The organism is Variovorax sp. CCNWLW186, assembly GCF_037203865.1.
Classification (GTDB): domain Bacteria; phylum Pseudomonadota; class Gammaproteobacteria; order Burkholderiales; family Burkholderiaceae_C; genus Variovorax.
The window spans coordinates 1-13,956 of record NZ_JBBCBO010000020.1; the positions used below are offsets into that span (position 1 = coordinate 1).

Below are 13,956 nucleotides of genomic sequence, written 5' to 3' on the forward strand. Positions count from 1 at the left end.
CGAAATAAAGGAGGAGCCGAAGGCGGGGGACATTCGCGGAGGGGAGTACCCGGTGGCCTTTGCACAAGCCCTGAACAACAGCGCCCAGAAAGCCAGCCGCGCAAAAACGTGGCGGAAAAAATGACATGTTGACCATTCTTTTCGACGGTATCGCCTACGGCATGCTGCTCTTCGTGCTCGCAGTAGGCTTGGCCGTGACGCTCGGGTTGATGAACTTCATCAACCTGGCGCACGGTGCATTCGCCATGGCCGGCGGGTACCTCACCGTGTTTGCGATGCAGAAACTCGGCGTGCCGTTCCTGGCCTGCCTGCCGCTTGCATTCATCGCCGTGGCTCTGGCGGGCGCGCTGCTCGAGCGCACGCTCTACCGGCCCATGTACGGCAAGCCGCACCTCGACCAGGTGCTGTTCTCCATCGGCCTTGCCTTCATGGCAGTGGCGGCCATCGATTACTTCGTCGGCTCTTCGCAGCAGAACATCCAATTGCCCGAATGGCTGCGCGGCCGTACAGAAATTGGTGATGGTGCGCTGCTGCTTGGCATGGGGCACTACCGGTTCTTCATCATTGCCGTGTGCGCCGTGCTCACGGTGGTCCTTCAGCTCATTCTTTCGAAGACCCGGTTCGGCAGTCGCCTGCGCGCCGCCGTGGATGACCCGCGCGTGGCTTCGGGGCTGGGCATCAATGTCAATGTCGTGTTCCTGCTGACCTTTGCGGTCGGCTCGGGCCTTGCGGGGCTCGGCGGTGCACTCGGCGCGGAAATCCTCGGTCTCGATCCGACGTTTCCGCTCAAGTACATGATCTATTTCCTGATCGTGGTGTCGGTCGGCGGCACCTCGTCGATCACCGGGCCGCTCGCGGCTGCGCTGCTGCTCGGCATTGCCGACGTGGCGGGCAAGTATTTCATTCCCAAGATGGGCGCGTTCACCGTCTACCTGCTCATGATCCTGATATTGATGTGGCGGCCCCAGGGCTTGTTCACGCGCAAGGGAGGCCGCTGAATGAACGAGCCTTCAACCTACCAGTCGGCCCTGTTGCACAAGGCGCGCTGGCGCCCGCTCGAATTCCTGGTGTGGGCCGTGGCGTTTGCGCTGCCGTTTCTCATGCCTTCGCATTCGCTGCTGGTCAACGAGATTGCCATCGTCGCGCTGTTCGCGATGTCGCTCGATTTGATCCTCGGCTACACGGGCATCGTGTCGCTCGGCCACGCGGCCTTCTTTGGCTTTGGCGCGTATACGGCGGCGCTGTTCGCCAAGCTCGTGATGCCGGACCCGACCGTGGGCTTGTTGGTGGCCACCGTGCTGTCGGCCATGCTCGGTCTCGTGGCCAGCGTCACCATTTTGCGGGGCAGCGACCTCACGCGGTTGATGGTCACGCTCGGCACCGCGCTGCTGCTGCTCGAGCTTGCCAACAAGCTCGACTGGCTCACCGGCGGTGCCGACGGGCTGCAGGGCGTGGTGATGGGGCCGGTGCTCGGCCTGTTCGAGTTCGACCTGTACGGCCGCACGGCGGCCTGGTATTCGCTGGCCGTGATGCTGCTGCTCTTCCTTGTGATGCGCCGCATCGTGCATTCGCCCTTCGGCGCCACGCTGAAGGCGATTCGCGACAACCGCCTGCGTGCCATGGCCATCGGTATCCCGGTGGTGTCGCGGCTCGTGGTCATCTATACCGTGGCGGCCGGCATCGCCGGTGCCGCGGGCGCGCTGCTGGCGCAGACCACGGGCTTTGCCTCGCTCGACGTGCTGGCTTTCGATCGCTCGGCCGACGTGCTGCTCATGCTGGTGATCGGCGGCGTGGGCTGGCTCTATGGCGGTGTGGCGGGTGCCATCGTCTTCAAGCTGCTGCAGAACTGGCTCTCGGCCGTGACGCCGCAGTACTGGATGTTCTGGATCGGCCTGCTGCTGGTGCTGCTGGTGCTGGTGGGGCGCGACCGCGTGCTCAAGCCGTGGACGTGGCTGGGCAAGAGAAAAGGGAGCGGCGCATGACCGACACCGTGCTTTCGATGCAGGGGCTCGTGATGCGCTTCGGCGGCATCACGGCCACCAACAATGTCACCATGGAGCTCAAGCGCGGTGCGCGCCATGCGCTGATCGGCCCCAACGGTGCCGGCAAGACCACGCTCATCAACCTGCTGACCGGCGTGCTCGTGCCGACCGAGGGCCGCATCTCGCTGCTCGGCGAAGACATCACCACGCTGGCCCCGCACAAGCGCGTGGCGCGCGGGCTGGTGCGCACCTTCCAGATCAACCAGCTGTTCGATTCGATGACGCCGCTCGAAACGCTGGCGCTCGTCGTGTCGCAGCACCGGGGCATCTCGTCGCAATGGTGGCGCCCGCTGGGCTCCACCAAGGCCGTGACGGAACGCGCATCGCAATTGATCGAACAGTTTCATCTCGGCGACGTCGCGCAGCAGCAGACGAAATTCATGGCCTACGGCAAGCGACGCCTGCTGGAGATTGCGATTGCGCTGGCCTGCGAACCGCGCGTGCTGCTGCTCGACGAGCCCGTGGCGGGCGTGCCCGCCGGCGAGCGCGAAGAGTTGCTTGAAACCGTTGCGGCATTGCCGGCCGATGTGTCGGTGCTGCTGATCGAGCACGACATGGACCTGGTGTTCAGCTTTGCCGACCGCATGACCGTGCTGGTCAACGGTACGTTGCTGACCGAGGGCGACCCCGAAACCATCGCCAACGATCCGAAGGTGAAAGAGGTCTATCTGGGCCACGGGGAGCACGCCCATGTCTGAGTTGCTGCGCATCGAGAACCTGAGCGCCGGCTACGGCGAGGCCGTGGTGCTGCACGGCGTGGCCTTTTCACTGGGCGAAGGCCAGACCATGGCGCTGCTGGGGCGCAACGGCACGGGCAAGACCACGCTGATCAACACGCTGGCAGGGACCACCCGGCAACATGGCGGAACCATCACGCTCGGCGGGCAAGCCCTGCACAAGCTCGCACCGCACCAGCGCGCGGCAGCCGGCATCGGCTGGGTGCCGCAGGAGCGCAACATCTTCAAGTCGCTCACGGTGCATGAAAACCTCACCGCGGTGGAGCGCCCCGGGAAGTGGAACCCGCAGCGCGTCTACGAGATGTTCCCGCGCCTGGCCGAGCGCAAGACCAACCTCGGCACGCAGCTTTCGGGCGGCGAGCAGCAGATGCTCGCCGTAGGTCGCGCGCTGGTGCTCAACCCCCGGCTGCTGCTGCTAGACGAGCCGCTCGAAGGCCTCGCGCCGATCATCGTGGAAGAGCTGTTGCGCGCCATCCGCCGCATCACTCAGGACGAGGGGCTGGCGGCCATCATCGTGGAACAGCACCCGCAGGCGATCCTCGCGATTTCCGACCACGCGGTGGTGCTCGACCACGGCACCATCGTGCACACCGACAGCGCGGCGGCATTGCGCAGCCAGCCGCAGGTGCTTGAAAGATTGCTGGGCGTGGCCCGGTAACTGTCCCGGCAAACAAAGGAGACACACAGCATGGCGATCCCGAAGACAGTGTTTTGCGGTGGCGCCGTGCTGGCGTCCGCCGTATTGCTGGCTGCTTGCAGCACCACCACAGGGCCGCAGAACCTCACGCTCGGCGCCAATCCGGCGGCGTCTTGCGCAGCGCTTGTTGCGCCGGTGGCACCCGCGGCCATCGGCCTGCCGAGCGGCGCGGCAACAATCGACTCGGCCACGCTTGTTCCGGCCGCCGCACTGGCCGTGGCTGAGCGCGCGGGCACCCCCGCGGCGCGCATCACGCCGCCTACGCCCGCGCACTGCAGGGTGCTCGGGCGCATTGCGCCGCTCGATGCGGCGGCGCCGCCCATCCTGTTCCAGGTCAACCTGCCGCTTGCGTGGAACGGGCGCAGCGTGCAGTACGGCGGCGGTGGCTTCAACGGCGTGCTGATCACCGGCCTTGCGCTGGTGCCGGGCGCGCGGTTCGAGCAGCCCACGCCGCTCGCGCAAGGCTATGTGACTTACGGCACTGACTCCGGCCACCAGAATGTGCAGGGCCAGCCGCCGCAGGCCTTTGCGCTCAACGACGAGGCGCTGGTGAATTTTGCGCACGCCTCGTACAAGAAGGTGCGCGACGTGGCGGTGGCGCTGATGCAGCGCGCCTACGGACAGGCGCCGCAGAAGCTGTACTTCGTGGGCAGTTCCGAAGGCGGCCGCGAAGGGCTCACCATGGCGCAGCGCTACCCGCAGGATTTCGACGGCATCTTCAGCCGCGTGCCGGTCATCAACTGGACAGGACTGCAACACGCCGGCACGCGCAACGGCATCGCCACCATGGGCGAAGGATGGCTGCGGCCCGCGCAGGTGCAGCTGGTGCACAACGCTGTGCTCGCGTCATGCGACACAACGGACGGTGTGGCGGACGGCATCGTGTCGAACCCGGTGGCCTGCCTGCAGCGCTTCGATCCCGCCAGCCTGCGCTGCGCCGCCGGCACCAGCGGAGACAACTGCCTGAACGATGCACAGGTGCAGGCGGTGCGCACGCTGCGCTCGCCATGGCGCTCACCCGTGCCGCTGGCGAATGGAGTGACCGAGTACCCAGGCTGGGGCATCGGCGGCGAAGGCACGCCGGCCTTTGCAGCCACGGGCGGCTGGAACGCGTGGTGGACGGGTACCGCCGCGCCCACGGTGCCGCCGCAGCAGAGCAACGGCATTGCATGGTTCTATGGCAGCGGGGCGCTGCAGTATTTCTATGCGCGCAATCCGTCGCTCGACGTGCGCAACTACCGCGCGGAAGATTTCGCCTCGCGCATCGCCACGGTGTCGCAGCTGATGGATTCGACCAATCCCGATCTCGGCGCGTTCCAGGCTCGCGGCGGCAAGCTGCTGATGCTCGAGCACATGGCCGACTACGCCCAGAGCCCGTTCGCGGGCATTCGCTATTACGAATCGGTGGTGGCGCGCATGGGGCGCGACAACGTCGACCGCTTCATGCGCCTTTACACCGCGCCGGGCGTGGACCACGTGGGCGCCGGCGCGCCGGCCAATGTCGACATGCTCGGCGCGCTGTCCGACTGGGTCGAACGCGGCCGTGCACCGGCCGGCCTGCAACTGGCCGAGCAGGAAGTGCAGCCGCCGTTCAGGGTGGTTCGTTCCCGCCCGCTGTGCGAATGGCCGCTGTGGCCGCGCTACACGGGTGGCGACGCATCGCAGGCGGGCAGCTTCCAGTGCAGCAGGTAACAGCGCGAAGGCTGTGATGGCCTAGATTGCGCAACTGCCGGGGCCGCACGATGCTTGGCCGGCCCCAGCCTTTGCCGGAGCGCCAAAAGGTGCTGCAAGCGTGGCCAGTTGAGCCTTCCACTCATCGGCGCGGCCGAGCCACGGACCGATGTCGATGCGGCTCGCAGTGCCATCGGCGTGTGCCAGCACAAAGGTCGGAAAGCCCTGGCCACCTGCGCGCTGCAGCAGTTGCCGACTCTCCGCGATATGCCGGGAGGTCGCCTCGCCGGACAGTCGTGCGAACGCCGATGCAAAGGCCTTGGCATCGAAGCCAAGCTCCGCGGCCACCGAGGTGAGCACGTCCAGGTCGGCAATGCGCCGGCCTTCGACATAGTGCGCGCGCTGCAGCCGGTGGATCATGTCGAGGCCGCCACCTGACCGCAGCGCCTCAGCCGCGAGCACTGCGGTAGTCGGCGGCTCCGAGTCCATGACCGCGCCGATGTCGCGCAGCAGCCCTTCGAAGTAGCCTTCGCCGAAGGGCTGGCCGGTGAGCTCGGCAATGCGCCGGTCGTGCGGCATCACGTAGTCTCGCCACTGCGCGGTGATGGGCCGCCGGTTGGCGCCGGTCATCATGCCGCCGCCGTGGAACTCGACCTTGAGCCCCGGCACGCTGCGCGCCGCATCGACCAGCGGTGCGGCCGCGTAGCACCAGCCGCACATCGGATCGAAGATGTAGTGCAGCGTGGGGCTGTTGCTGTCGTTCACTGCGGCCACTTCATTTCTCCCTTGATCACCTTGGCGCTCAGTTCGAGCGACGAAGCGTGCTGCAGCTTGGGGTAACGCTTCTTCATGGCGGCGATGAGCGTGGCCGAATCCTTGGCTTTGGCGGCTTCGGTTTCGAAGGCCTGCAGGTAGCTGCGCGTGAACTTCACCGAAGCCACCGAGTAGGGCATCGATCCATCCGCATTGGGTTCGAAGTGGCCGGGCACCACGGTCTTGGGGCGCAGCGCTTCGATGCGGCCGAGCGTCTTGATCCAGTCGCGCCGCGATTCGGGCGTTTGCGTGTCGGCCACCCACAGGTGGATGTTGGCCGACACGGGCACGCCGCCGACCACGGCCTTGATGGAGGGAATCCACGCGAAGGTGCGCGCAGGCGTCGGGCCGTCGAGGCCCACTACCTGGATCTTGCGGCCTTCGAGTTCGATGCTGTCGCCGGCCAGCGGCTCGGGCACGACCAGCGCCTTGGGCGCGTTCTCCTTCAGGATGGGGCCCCAGTGCGCGAGTTTGCCGTCCTTCGACGCCTGGATGGCGGCCACGGTCTGCGGCGTGGCTACGATCTTCGCGTCGGGGAAGGCGGCCTGGATCACGTCGAGGCCGAAGTAGTAGTCGGGGTCGCTGTGGCTGATGTAGACCGTGGTCAGCTTCTTGCCGGTGGCCTTGATCTTCTGCACCAGCGCCTCGGCGTCGTTGCGTTGGAACTGCGCGTCGATCAGCACGGCGTCGGCCTGACCGGTGACCAGTTCGGAAGACACCGGGAACATCGACTTGGCGCCGGGGTTGTACACGTCCAGCTTCAGCGGCTCGGCCGCATGAGCTGCGAGCGAGGCGAGGGACAGCGTGGCGGAAAGGGCGGCGGCGGAGAGAAGGCTTCTGCGGAACATGTCGGGTCTTTCGGTTGAATAGGCTTGATGGGTGACAACGTGACAGGCCCGATGGTAGGTTTCTATAAAAGAAACAAAAATCCCGATTCGACCAACGAATAGTTTCTGTTTTCGGTCGAATTGCATTCCGGGCGGTCAGTCCGTGGCGCACTTTTCGAGATGCGCCACCAGCAACTGCGCCGCCAGCGACAGTGTCTCTTCGCCGCGAAAGCAGATGGCGAAGCGGCGGCGCGCCCAGGCGTCGGTGAGTGGCATGAGCCTGAGTCCATAGGCGTCGGCAAAGGGCTGCGCCACTTCCGCGGGCACCACGCTGATCGCCAACCCCGCGCGCACCACGCGCAGCGCGGCGTCGAAGTTGCTCACCAGTACGCGATAGGCCAGCGGCTTGCCGGCGACGGCGGCTTCGCGCGCGAGCATCAGCTGCACGGCGCTCAGCGCCGGCATGCCGACAAACTCGTGCTCGAGCACATCCTCGAAGCGCACCTTGCCGCGGCGTGCCGCCGGGTGCAAGGGGTGTGCGACCACGGCGAGGTGGTCGGTGCGGTAGCTGCGCCGCTGCAGGCCTTCGAGGTCGGCGGCGTCCCAGCACAGGCCAATCGATGCGCTGCCCTCGCGAATGCCGCGCACTATCTCGGGGCTCACGCGCTCTTCCATGTCGACCCGGATGTCGCGGTGCGCCGGGTTCTGCAGAAAGTTGGCCACGTCTTCGGCCAGCGATTCGGCCATGACCGAGGCCGACGCGAGGATGCGCACATGCCCCCGCGCTCCGCTTGCATATGCAGCCATGTCGCGCTCGATGCGCTGCGCGCTGCCGAGCATCGCGCGCGCATGCTCCAGCAATGTTTCGCCGGCCGGCGTAGGCACCACGCCGCGGCGCTTTCGCAGCAGCAGCGGCGTGCCGACGGCGTCTTCGAGCTGCGCGAGCCGCTTGCTGATGGCCGAGCCGACGATGCTGGCTTGCTCCCCGGCGCGCGCGATGCTGCGGGTTTCGCACACGGAGACGAAGAGGCGGAGGGTGGTGAGGTCGAGGTCTCTCATGTGGTTGCCGGGTCTTGAGATGTGGTATTCCATTTTGGAACGAATTGGCTTCCAAAATCTATTTTCTGATTCGAATGGGAACTCCTAACATCGGCGCCAGACCACGAAGGAGACACCTTTGAACGATGTATCGGTAGCAGCACCCGCCGCTCACGCCTTTTTGCCGCCCAGCGCGGTTGTCCGCGAAGTGGGCCTCCGCGACGGCCTGCAAAGCATCGCGAGAACGCTGCCCACCGCGCAGAAGCTCGGGTGGATTCGCGACGCGCATGCCGCCGGGCAGCGCGAGATCGAAGTCGGCTCCTTCGTGCCCGCCCGCCTGCTGCCGCAACTGGCGGACACGGCCGAACTGCTGGCCTACGCGAAGACGCTGCCGGGGCTTTTCACTTCGGTGCTGGTGCCCAACCTGCGGGGCGCGGAACTCGCCATTGCGGGCGAGGCCGACCTGATGATGGTGCCGCTGTCGGCCAGCCATGCGCACAGCTTGGCCAACCTGCGCAAGACGCCCGACGAAGTGGTGGCCGAGGTCGCCCGCATCCGCGCCGCGCGCGATGCCGCGGGCTCCAAAACGATGATCGAGGGCGGTGTAGGCACAGCCTTCGGCTGCACTATCCAGGGCCACGTAGAGACGGAAGAGGTGCTGCGCCTGATGCAGGCACTGCTCGATGCGGGCGCCGACCGGGTGGGCTTGGCGGACACCGTCGGCTATGCCGATCCCGCCATGGTCCGCAGCCTGTTCGAGCGCGCGCGGCGCATTGCGGGCGACCGCCTCTGGTGCGGCCATTTCCACGACACGCGCGGCCTCGGTCTTGCCAACGTGTATGCCGCGCTGGAAGTCGGCATCTCGCGCTTCGACGCCTGCCTGGCCGGCATCGGCGGCTGCCCGCATGCGCCGGGCGCGAGCGGCAACGTCGACACCGAAGACCTCGTCTTCATGCTCGAGAGCATGGGCGTGCGCACCGGTGTCGATCTGCCGAAGCTGCTCGACCTGCGCGAGCGCGTGGCCGGCTGGCTCGAAGGCGAAACGCTGCAAGGCACGGTGTGGCGCGCCGGCTTTCCGAAGACCTTTGCGGCGGGCGCCGGAGTCGCGGCATGAACGACACCACGACGAAGCCCGAGGAAAAGCGCCTGCCGCTCACGGGCATCCGCGTGGTCGAGTTCACGCACATGGTCATGGGCCCGACCTGCGGCATGGTGCTGGCCGACCTGGGCGCGGAAGTCATCAAGGTCGAGCCCATCGAGGGCGACCGCACGCGGCAGCTGCTGGGCGCTGGCGCTGGCTTTTTCCCGATGTTCAACCGCAACAAGAAGAGCATTGCGCTCGACCTGCGCCACCCGCAGGGGCTCGAGGCGGCGCTGCGCCTGTGCGCCACGGCCGACGTGGTGGCGCAGAACTTCAGGCCTGGCACCATGGACAAGTACGGGCTCGGCTATGCCGCGCTCGGCAAGCTCAACCCGCGGCTGGTGTATGTGAACCACACCGGTTTTCTGCCCGGCCCCTACGAGCACCGCACCGCGCTCGACGAGGTGGTGCAGATGATGGGCGGCCTGGCCTACATGACGGGCCGGCCCGGCGACCCGCTGCGCGCGGGCACCAGCGTGAACGACATCATGGGCGGCATGTTCGGCGCGATCGGCGCGATGGCCGCGCTGATGCAGCGCATACAGACCGGCAAGGGCCAGGAGGTGCAGTCCGCGCTGTTCGAGAACAACGTGTTCCTGGTTGGCCAGCACATGCTGCAGTACGCCATCACCGGCCAGGCCGCGGCGCCGATGCCCGAGCGCATCTCGGCGTGGGCGCTGTACGACGTGTTCACCGTGAAGGACGGCGAGCAGATTTTTCTGGCCGCGGTGAGCGACGCGCAATGGCGGGTGTTCTGCGATGCGCTCGGCTTCGACGACCTGAAGGCCGACCCTGCCTTGCGCACCAACAACGATCGGGTTCGCGTGCGGCCGAAGTTGCTCGCGGACTTGCGCGGCCGGCTGGCCGACCGCTCGGCCGCCGAACTGTCGGCGATCTTCGAGGCGCGCGGCCTGCCGTTTGCGCCCATCGTGCGGCCTGAAGACCTCTACGACGATCCGCACCTGAAGGCCACCGGCGGCCTTGCCGACATCCGCCTTCCCGACGGCGAGCGCGCAGGAGAAACCGCGCAGACCACGCTGTTCCCGATCACGCTGGGCGGCGAGCGACTGGGCGTGCGGCTCGATCCGCCGATGCTGGGCGAACACACGCGTGAGCTGTTGGCCGAACTCGGCTATGCCGAGGCGCAGGTGGCGGCCATGCAGGCCGAATTGGCCATCGCCTGAGCGCGATTTTTCTTCGAAAACCATAAAGAGAGACAAGACCATGCACACGATGCTTCCCCCGATGACCCGCCGCGCCGTACTGGGTTTTGGCGCTGCCGCCGCCGCACTGGCTGCGTGCCCCGCGCTCGCGCAGGGCTCCGACAAACCCGTCCGCTTCATCCTGCCGATCAGTGCCGGTTCGGGCGTGGACGCCATCGCGCGCGCGGCATCGGTTGCGCTCGGCAAGGCCTTCGGCCAGCCGGTGGTGATCGAGAACCTGCCCGGTGCGGGCGGCATCACCGGCACTTCTGTGGTGGTCAAGGCCGCGCCCGATGGGCTCACGCTCGGCATGGTGTCGAACAACCACGTCATCAACCCGGCCGTGTACAAGAAGATGCCCTTCGACGCCATCGCGGACGTGACGCCGATCAGCATCGTGGGCGCGACGCCACTGGTGCTGGTGGTCAACCCGAAGCTCCCCGCCAAGAATGTGAAGGAGCTGGTGGCACTGCTGCGCGCCAAGCCCGACACCTACAACTACGCTTCGTCGGGCAACGGCACCATCATCCACCTGGCCGGCGAGATGTTCATGGAAGAGGCCGGCGTGAAGGCGCGGCACATTCCCTACAAGGGCACCGGCCCCATGGTCACCGACATGATCGCGGGCCAGGTCGAGATGGGCGTGGTGGCATTGCCCGCGGTGCAGCCGCACCTCAAGAGCGGTGCGCTGCGGGCCATAGGCCTGTGCAGCGCGCAGCGCTCGCCGGCGGCGTCCGATATCCAGACGATTGCGGAGCAGGGCTTGGCCAACTACGCGGTCGAGGGCTGGTTCGCGGTGATCGGCCCGCCGAAGATGCAAGCCGCCGACATCCAGCGCGCGCACGCCGCGGTGGCTGCGGCTTTCACGAGCGAAGAGGTGCGCGAGGCCATGGACAAGCAGGGCAACGTCATCAAGCCCACTTCGCCCGAACAGGCCGCGAGCTACTTCCGCAGCGAGGCAGCGCGCTATGCGGCGCTGGTGAAGAAGGCGAACGTCGTATTGGAATGAAGCGCGTGCTCAGGCCGGGCTCGTGATCTTGAGCCCGAGAATGCCCGCGACGATCAGGCCGACGCAGATGAGCCGCGCCGCGTTGGCGGGCTCATGGAACAGCACGATGCCCAAAATGACCGTGCCCACCGCGCCGATGCCGGTCCACACCGCATAGGCCGTGCCCACGGGCAGCGAGCGCATGGCCCAGCCCAGCAGCACCACGCTCAGCACCATCGAAATGGCGGTGCCGATGGAGGGCCACAGCCTGGTAAATCCTTCGGTGTACTTGAGACCGATGGCCCAGCCCATTTCGAGCAGACCCGCCACCAACAACACGACCCACGCCATGTGCGCTCCTTGAAAAGGTTTCAGTTCCCGGGCCGCACGGCGCGGTAGAGCGCGCGCACGAAATCCGACTGCGTGATCATGCCGGTGAGCCGCCTTTCATGGTCGATGATGGGGATATGGTGGTGGCCGCCTTCGGAGAACAGCGGCACCAGGTCGACCACCGGACGGTCGGCGCTGGCCACGCGCACCTGGCGCGTCATGATCTGCCCGACCACTTCGGGCTTGTTCGATACGACGGTGCGGGTGGCGCGTATCAGGTCGCGCAGGCGCCCCGCAATGCCTTCGTGGTGTTCCAGGTCGAGCATGCGAAAGAAGTCGGCCTGCGTCACGATGCCGACCACGCGGCGCGTGCGGTCGATGACGGGCAAGGCCTTGATGCGGCGCTGGTTCATCAGCGTCCAGGCCTCTTGCAGCGGCGTGCCGAACTCCACCGACACCGGCTCGCGCGACATGATGTCGGCGCAGTGCAGCGTGCCGAGGCGCCGCTTGTACGACTCGAGTTCGGTCTGCTGGATGAGCGATTCGAGATCGTCGCGGCTGATGTCCAGCACCTGGTTGTAGCGGGCCAGCACCGCGTCGATGTCGGCCTGGCTGAAGCGGGCATCCGCCGACGGCGGCCGCGCCACCTGCACGTGCGGATAGCGCCTGCCGGTGAAGCTGTTGTAGGCCACGCCGGCCAGCACCAGCAGCAGCGAGTTCACGAGGGTGGGGAACAGCGCCGCCGAAAAGTCGGTGGTGTGCGTCAGCACCGCAAGTAGCGCGGCGGCACCGCCCGGCGGGTGCAGGCTGCGCGTGGCAAACATCAGCCCGATGGCCGCGCCGACAGCCAGCGCCGCGGCCCAGGCCGCATCAGGCACCCAGCGCACGCAGGCAATGCCCACCAGCGTGGACAGCGTGTTGCCCACGATCACCGACCAGGGCTGCGCCAGCGGGCTTGCGGGCACCGCGAACACCAGCACCGCGCTCGCGCCCATCGGCGCAATGAGCCAGATGCTGATGCCCGCCGCCTCGGCCATCCAGCGGCACAGCAGCGCGGTGATGAGCAAGCCAATTGCCGCGCCGCCCACGGCGCGCATGCGCTCGCGTGCGTCGACGGTGTTGCGGCCCGGCAGCCAGGCACGCGCATGCGTCAGCAAAGCGGAAAGCTGCGGCATGGCGTCAGACCTCCGCCGCCACACGGCGGCCGATTTCGGGCCACTGCCCGTGCAACCAGACCCAGGCGACCAGGCCGATGCCGAGCATCAGCATCGAGGTCAACGCCAGGGCCAGCGTGGAATGCATGACCAGCGGCGCCACCACGCCGGCAACAAGGCCGTTGGCGGTGGAGCCGATCACGGCCTGCAGCGACGAGGCCATGCCGCGCCGCTCCGGATGGAGGTCGAGCACCAGCAGGGTGACGACGGGCACCATCAGCGCCCAGCCGAAGGCGAAAACCGCCAGCGGCCACAGCGCCCATGCGGCGTGCGCGGTGAACAGCGCATTGGCCGCAACGTTCACCAGCGATGTGACGAGCATGATCAGAAAGCCGTCGCGGATCTGCCGCTTGGGCGCCACCTTGCCCGCCATGCGGCCGCTGGCCCACGCGCCGGACATGATGCCGCCGATGGTCAGCAGGAAGAACCAGAAGAACTGCGTCGGCGCCAGGGCGAGGTGGTCGCCCAGGAAGGCCGGCGCAGCCAGCACATAGAGGAACATGCCGTTGAACGGAACGCCGCTTGCAAAGGCGAGCAGCAGAAACCGCGGATCGGAGCACAGGTCCCAGTAGCCGCGCATCAGGTGGCGCACCTGGAACGGCTGGCGCTGGCTCTGGTGCAGCGTCTCGGGCAGCAGCTTGTAGTTGGCCACGAACAGGATCACGCCGACCGCCACCAGGAACCAGAAGATTGCATGCCAGCCGGCATGAACGAAGAGAAAGCCGCCGACGATGGGTGCAATGGCCGGTGCCACGCCGAAGTAGATGGTGACCTGGCTCATCACCCGCTGCGCATCGGCCGGCGGGAACATGTCGCGGATCACCGCGCGCGAGACCACGATGCCCGCGCCGGTCGACAAGCCCTGAAGCCCCCGGAACAGCACCAACTGGGCAATGTTCTGCGACAACGCGCAGCCCAGCGAGGCAATGGTGAACACCGCAAGGCCCCACAGCACCACGGGCCGGCGGCCGAAGCTGTCCGACAGCGCGCCGTGGAACAGGTTCATGAACGCGAAGCCGAACAGGTAGGCCGAAAGCGTCTGCTGCATTTCGGCGGGCGTGGCGCCGATGGAGCGCGCGATGCCCGAGAAGGCCGGAATGTAGGTGTCGATGGAAAAGGGACCGAGCATGCCCAGCACTGCGAGCAGCACGGCAAGCGCCCAGCGCGGGGCCAGCCAGAGCTTGTCTGCATCGGGATTCATGAGGTTTGCTCCATTTTTCTTATCCGAAGGCCAAAAAAGAAAGCGCCCTTGCGGG

At 66.9% G+C, this 13,956-nt stretch carries 13 protein-coding genes and 1 pseudogene; 8 read left to right on the plus strand and 6 right to left on the minus strand.

Annotated features, from left to right (window positions below; genetic code table 11):
• The first annotated feature begins 125 nt into the window (after positions 1-125).
• Genes V9K97_RS20760 through V9K97_RS20780 form a run of 5 tightly spaced genes read left to right on the plus strand, consistent with a single transcriptional unit; the run spans position 126 to position 5,168 of the window.
• Entirely contained in the window at positions 126-998 is an 873-nt protein-coding gene (locus V9K97_RS20760) for a branched-chain amino acid ABC transporter permease (RefSeq protein ID WP_337320352.1), read from the plus strand.
• Positions 999-1,982, plus strand: a complete 984-nt coding sequence (locus V9K97_RS20765) for a branched-chain amino acid ABC transporter permease (RefSeq protein WP_258505217.1) — start codon at positions 999-1,001, stop codon at positions 1,980-1,982.
• Entirely contained in the window at positions 1,979-2,740 is a 762-nt protein-coding gene (locus V9K97_RS20770; protein ID WP_337320354.1) for an ABC transporter ATP-binding protein, read from the plus strand. The genes V9K97_RS20765 and V9K97_RS20770 overlap by 4 nt, the downstream gene beginning before the upstream one ends.
• Positions 2,733-3,437 carry an ABC transporter ATP-binding protein gene (locus tag V9K97_RS20775; RefSeq protein ID WP_337320356.1) on the plus strand — a complete coding sequence of 235 codons (705 nt, stop codon included), beginning with the start codon at positions 2,733-2,735 and terminating at the stop codon, positions 3,435-3,437. Before V9K97_RS20770 ends, V9K97_RS20775 begins: the two co-directional genes overlap by 8 nt.
• 30 nt (positions 3,438-3,467) lie before the next feature.
• Positions 3,468-5,168 (plus strand): tannase/feruloyl esterase family alpha/beta hydrolase, encoded by a 1,701-nt coding sequence (locus V9K97_RS20780; protein WP_337320358.1) that lies wholly within the window; start codon positions 3,468-3,470, stop codon positions 5,166-5,168.
• 21 nt (positions 5,169-5,189) lie between these two features.
• Here V9K97_RS20780 and V9K97_RS20785 read toward each other — a convergent pair whose 3' ends face one another.
• The 3 genes and pseudogenes from V9K97_RS20785 to V9K97_RS20795 form a co-directional block, all read right to left on the minus strand.
• The gene (locus V9K97_RS20785) at positions 5,190-5,867 is read right to left on the minus strand and encodes a DsbA family protein (protein ID WP_337320468.1); all 678 of its coding nucleotides are present in this window, start codon (positions 5,865-5,867) and stop codon (positions 5,190-5,192) included.
• Between the two features lie 47 nt (positions 5,868-5,914).
• Positions 5,915-6,808: pseudogene (locus V9K97_RS20790) on the minus strand (MBL fold metallo-hydrolase); the annotation flags it as partial.
• Positions 6,809-6,943: 135 nt separating this feature from the next.
• Positions 6,944-7,846 (minus strand): LysR family transcriptional regulator, encoded by a 903-nt coding sequence (locus V9K97_RS20795; protein ID WP_258505222.1) that lies wholly within the window; start codon positions 7,844-7,846, stop codon positions 6,944-6,946.
• Positions 7,847-7,964: 118 nt separating this feature from the next.
• Between V9K97_RS20795 and V9K97_RS20800 the strand changes: the two genes are divergently transcribed.
• The 3 genes from V9K97_RS20800 to V9K97_RS20810 are packed head-to-tail and all read left to right on the plus strand — an operon-like array spanning position 7,965 to position 11,177.
• Positions 7,965-8,939: a hydroxymethylglutaryl-CoA lyase gene (locus V9K97_RS20800; RefSeq protein ID WP_337320361.1), complete on the plus strand. Its 975-nt coding sequence runs from the start codon at positions 7,965-7,967 to the stop codon at positions 8,937-8,939.
• On the plus strand, positions 8,936-10,150 hold the full coding sequence (locus V9K97_RS20805; RefSeq protein WP_337320363.1) for a CaiB/BaiF CoA transferase family protein: 1,215 nt from the start codon (positions 8,936-8,938) through the stop codon (positions 10,148-10,150). Before V9K97_RS20800 ends, V9K97_RS20805 begins: the two co-directional genes overlap by 4 nt.
• Positions 10,151-10,190: 40 nt before the next feature.
• Positions 10,191-11,177, plus strand: coding sequence for a tripartite tricarboxylate transporter substrate binding protein (locus V9K97_RS20810; RefSeq protein ID WP_337320365.1), 987 nt, complete (start codon positions 10,191-10,193; stop codon positions 11,175-11,177).
• Between the two features lie 9 nt (positions 11,178-11,186).
• On the opposite strand, the gene sugE is transcribed toward V9K97_RS20810, so the two are convergent.
• From sugE to V9K97_RS20825, 3 genes are read right to left on the minus strand one after another with little or no spacing between them, the layout of a single operon-like run.
• The gene (gene sugE, locus V9K97_RS20815; protein ID WP_157613110.1) at positions 11,187-11,507 is read right to left on the minus strand and encodes a quaternary ammonium compound efflux SMR transporter SugE; all 321 of its coding nucleotides are present in this window, start codon (positions 11,505-11,507) and stop codon (positions 11,187-11,189) included.
• A gap of 20 nt (positions 11,508-11,527) precedes the next feature.
• A complete protein-coding gene (locus V9K97_RS20820) occupies positions 11,528-12,661 on the minus strand; it encodes an HPP family protein (protein ID WP_337320367.1) in 1,134 nt (377 codons plus the stop codon).
• Between the two features lie 4 nt (positions 12,662-12,665).
• On the minus strand, positions 12,666-13,901 hold the full coding sequence (locus tag V9K97_RS20825) for a multidrug effflux MFS transporter (protein WP_337314471.1): 1,236 nt from the start codon (positions 13,899-13,901) through the stop codon (positions 12,666-12,668).
• Between the last annotated feature and the right edge of the window lie 55 nt (positions 13,902-13,956).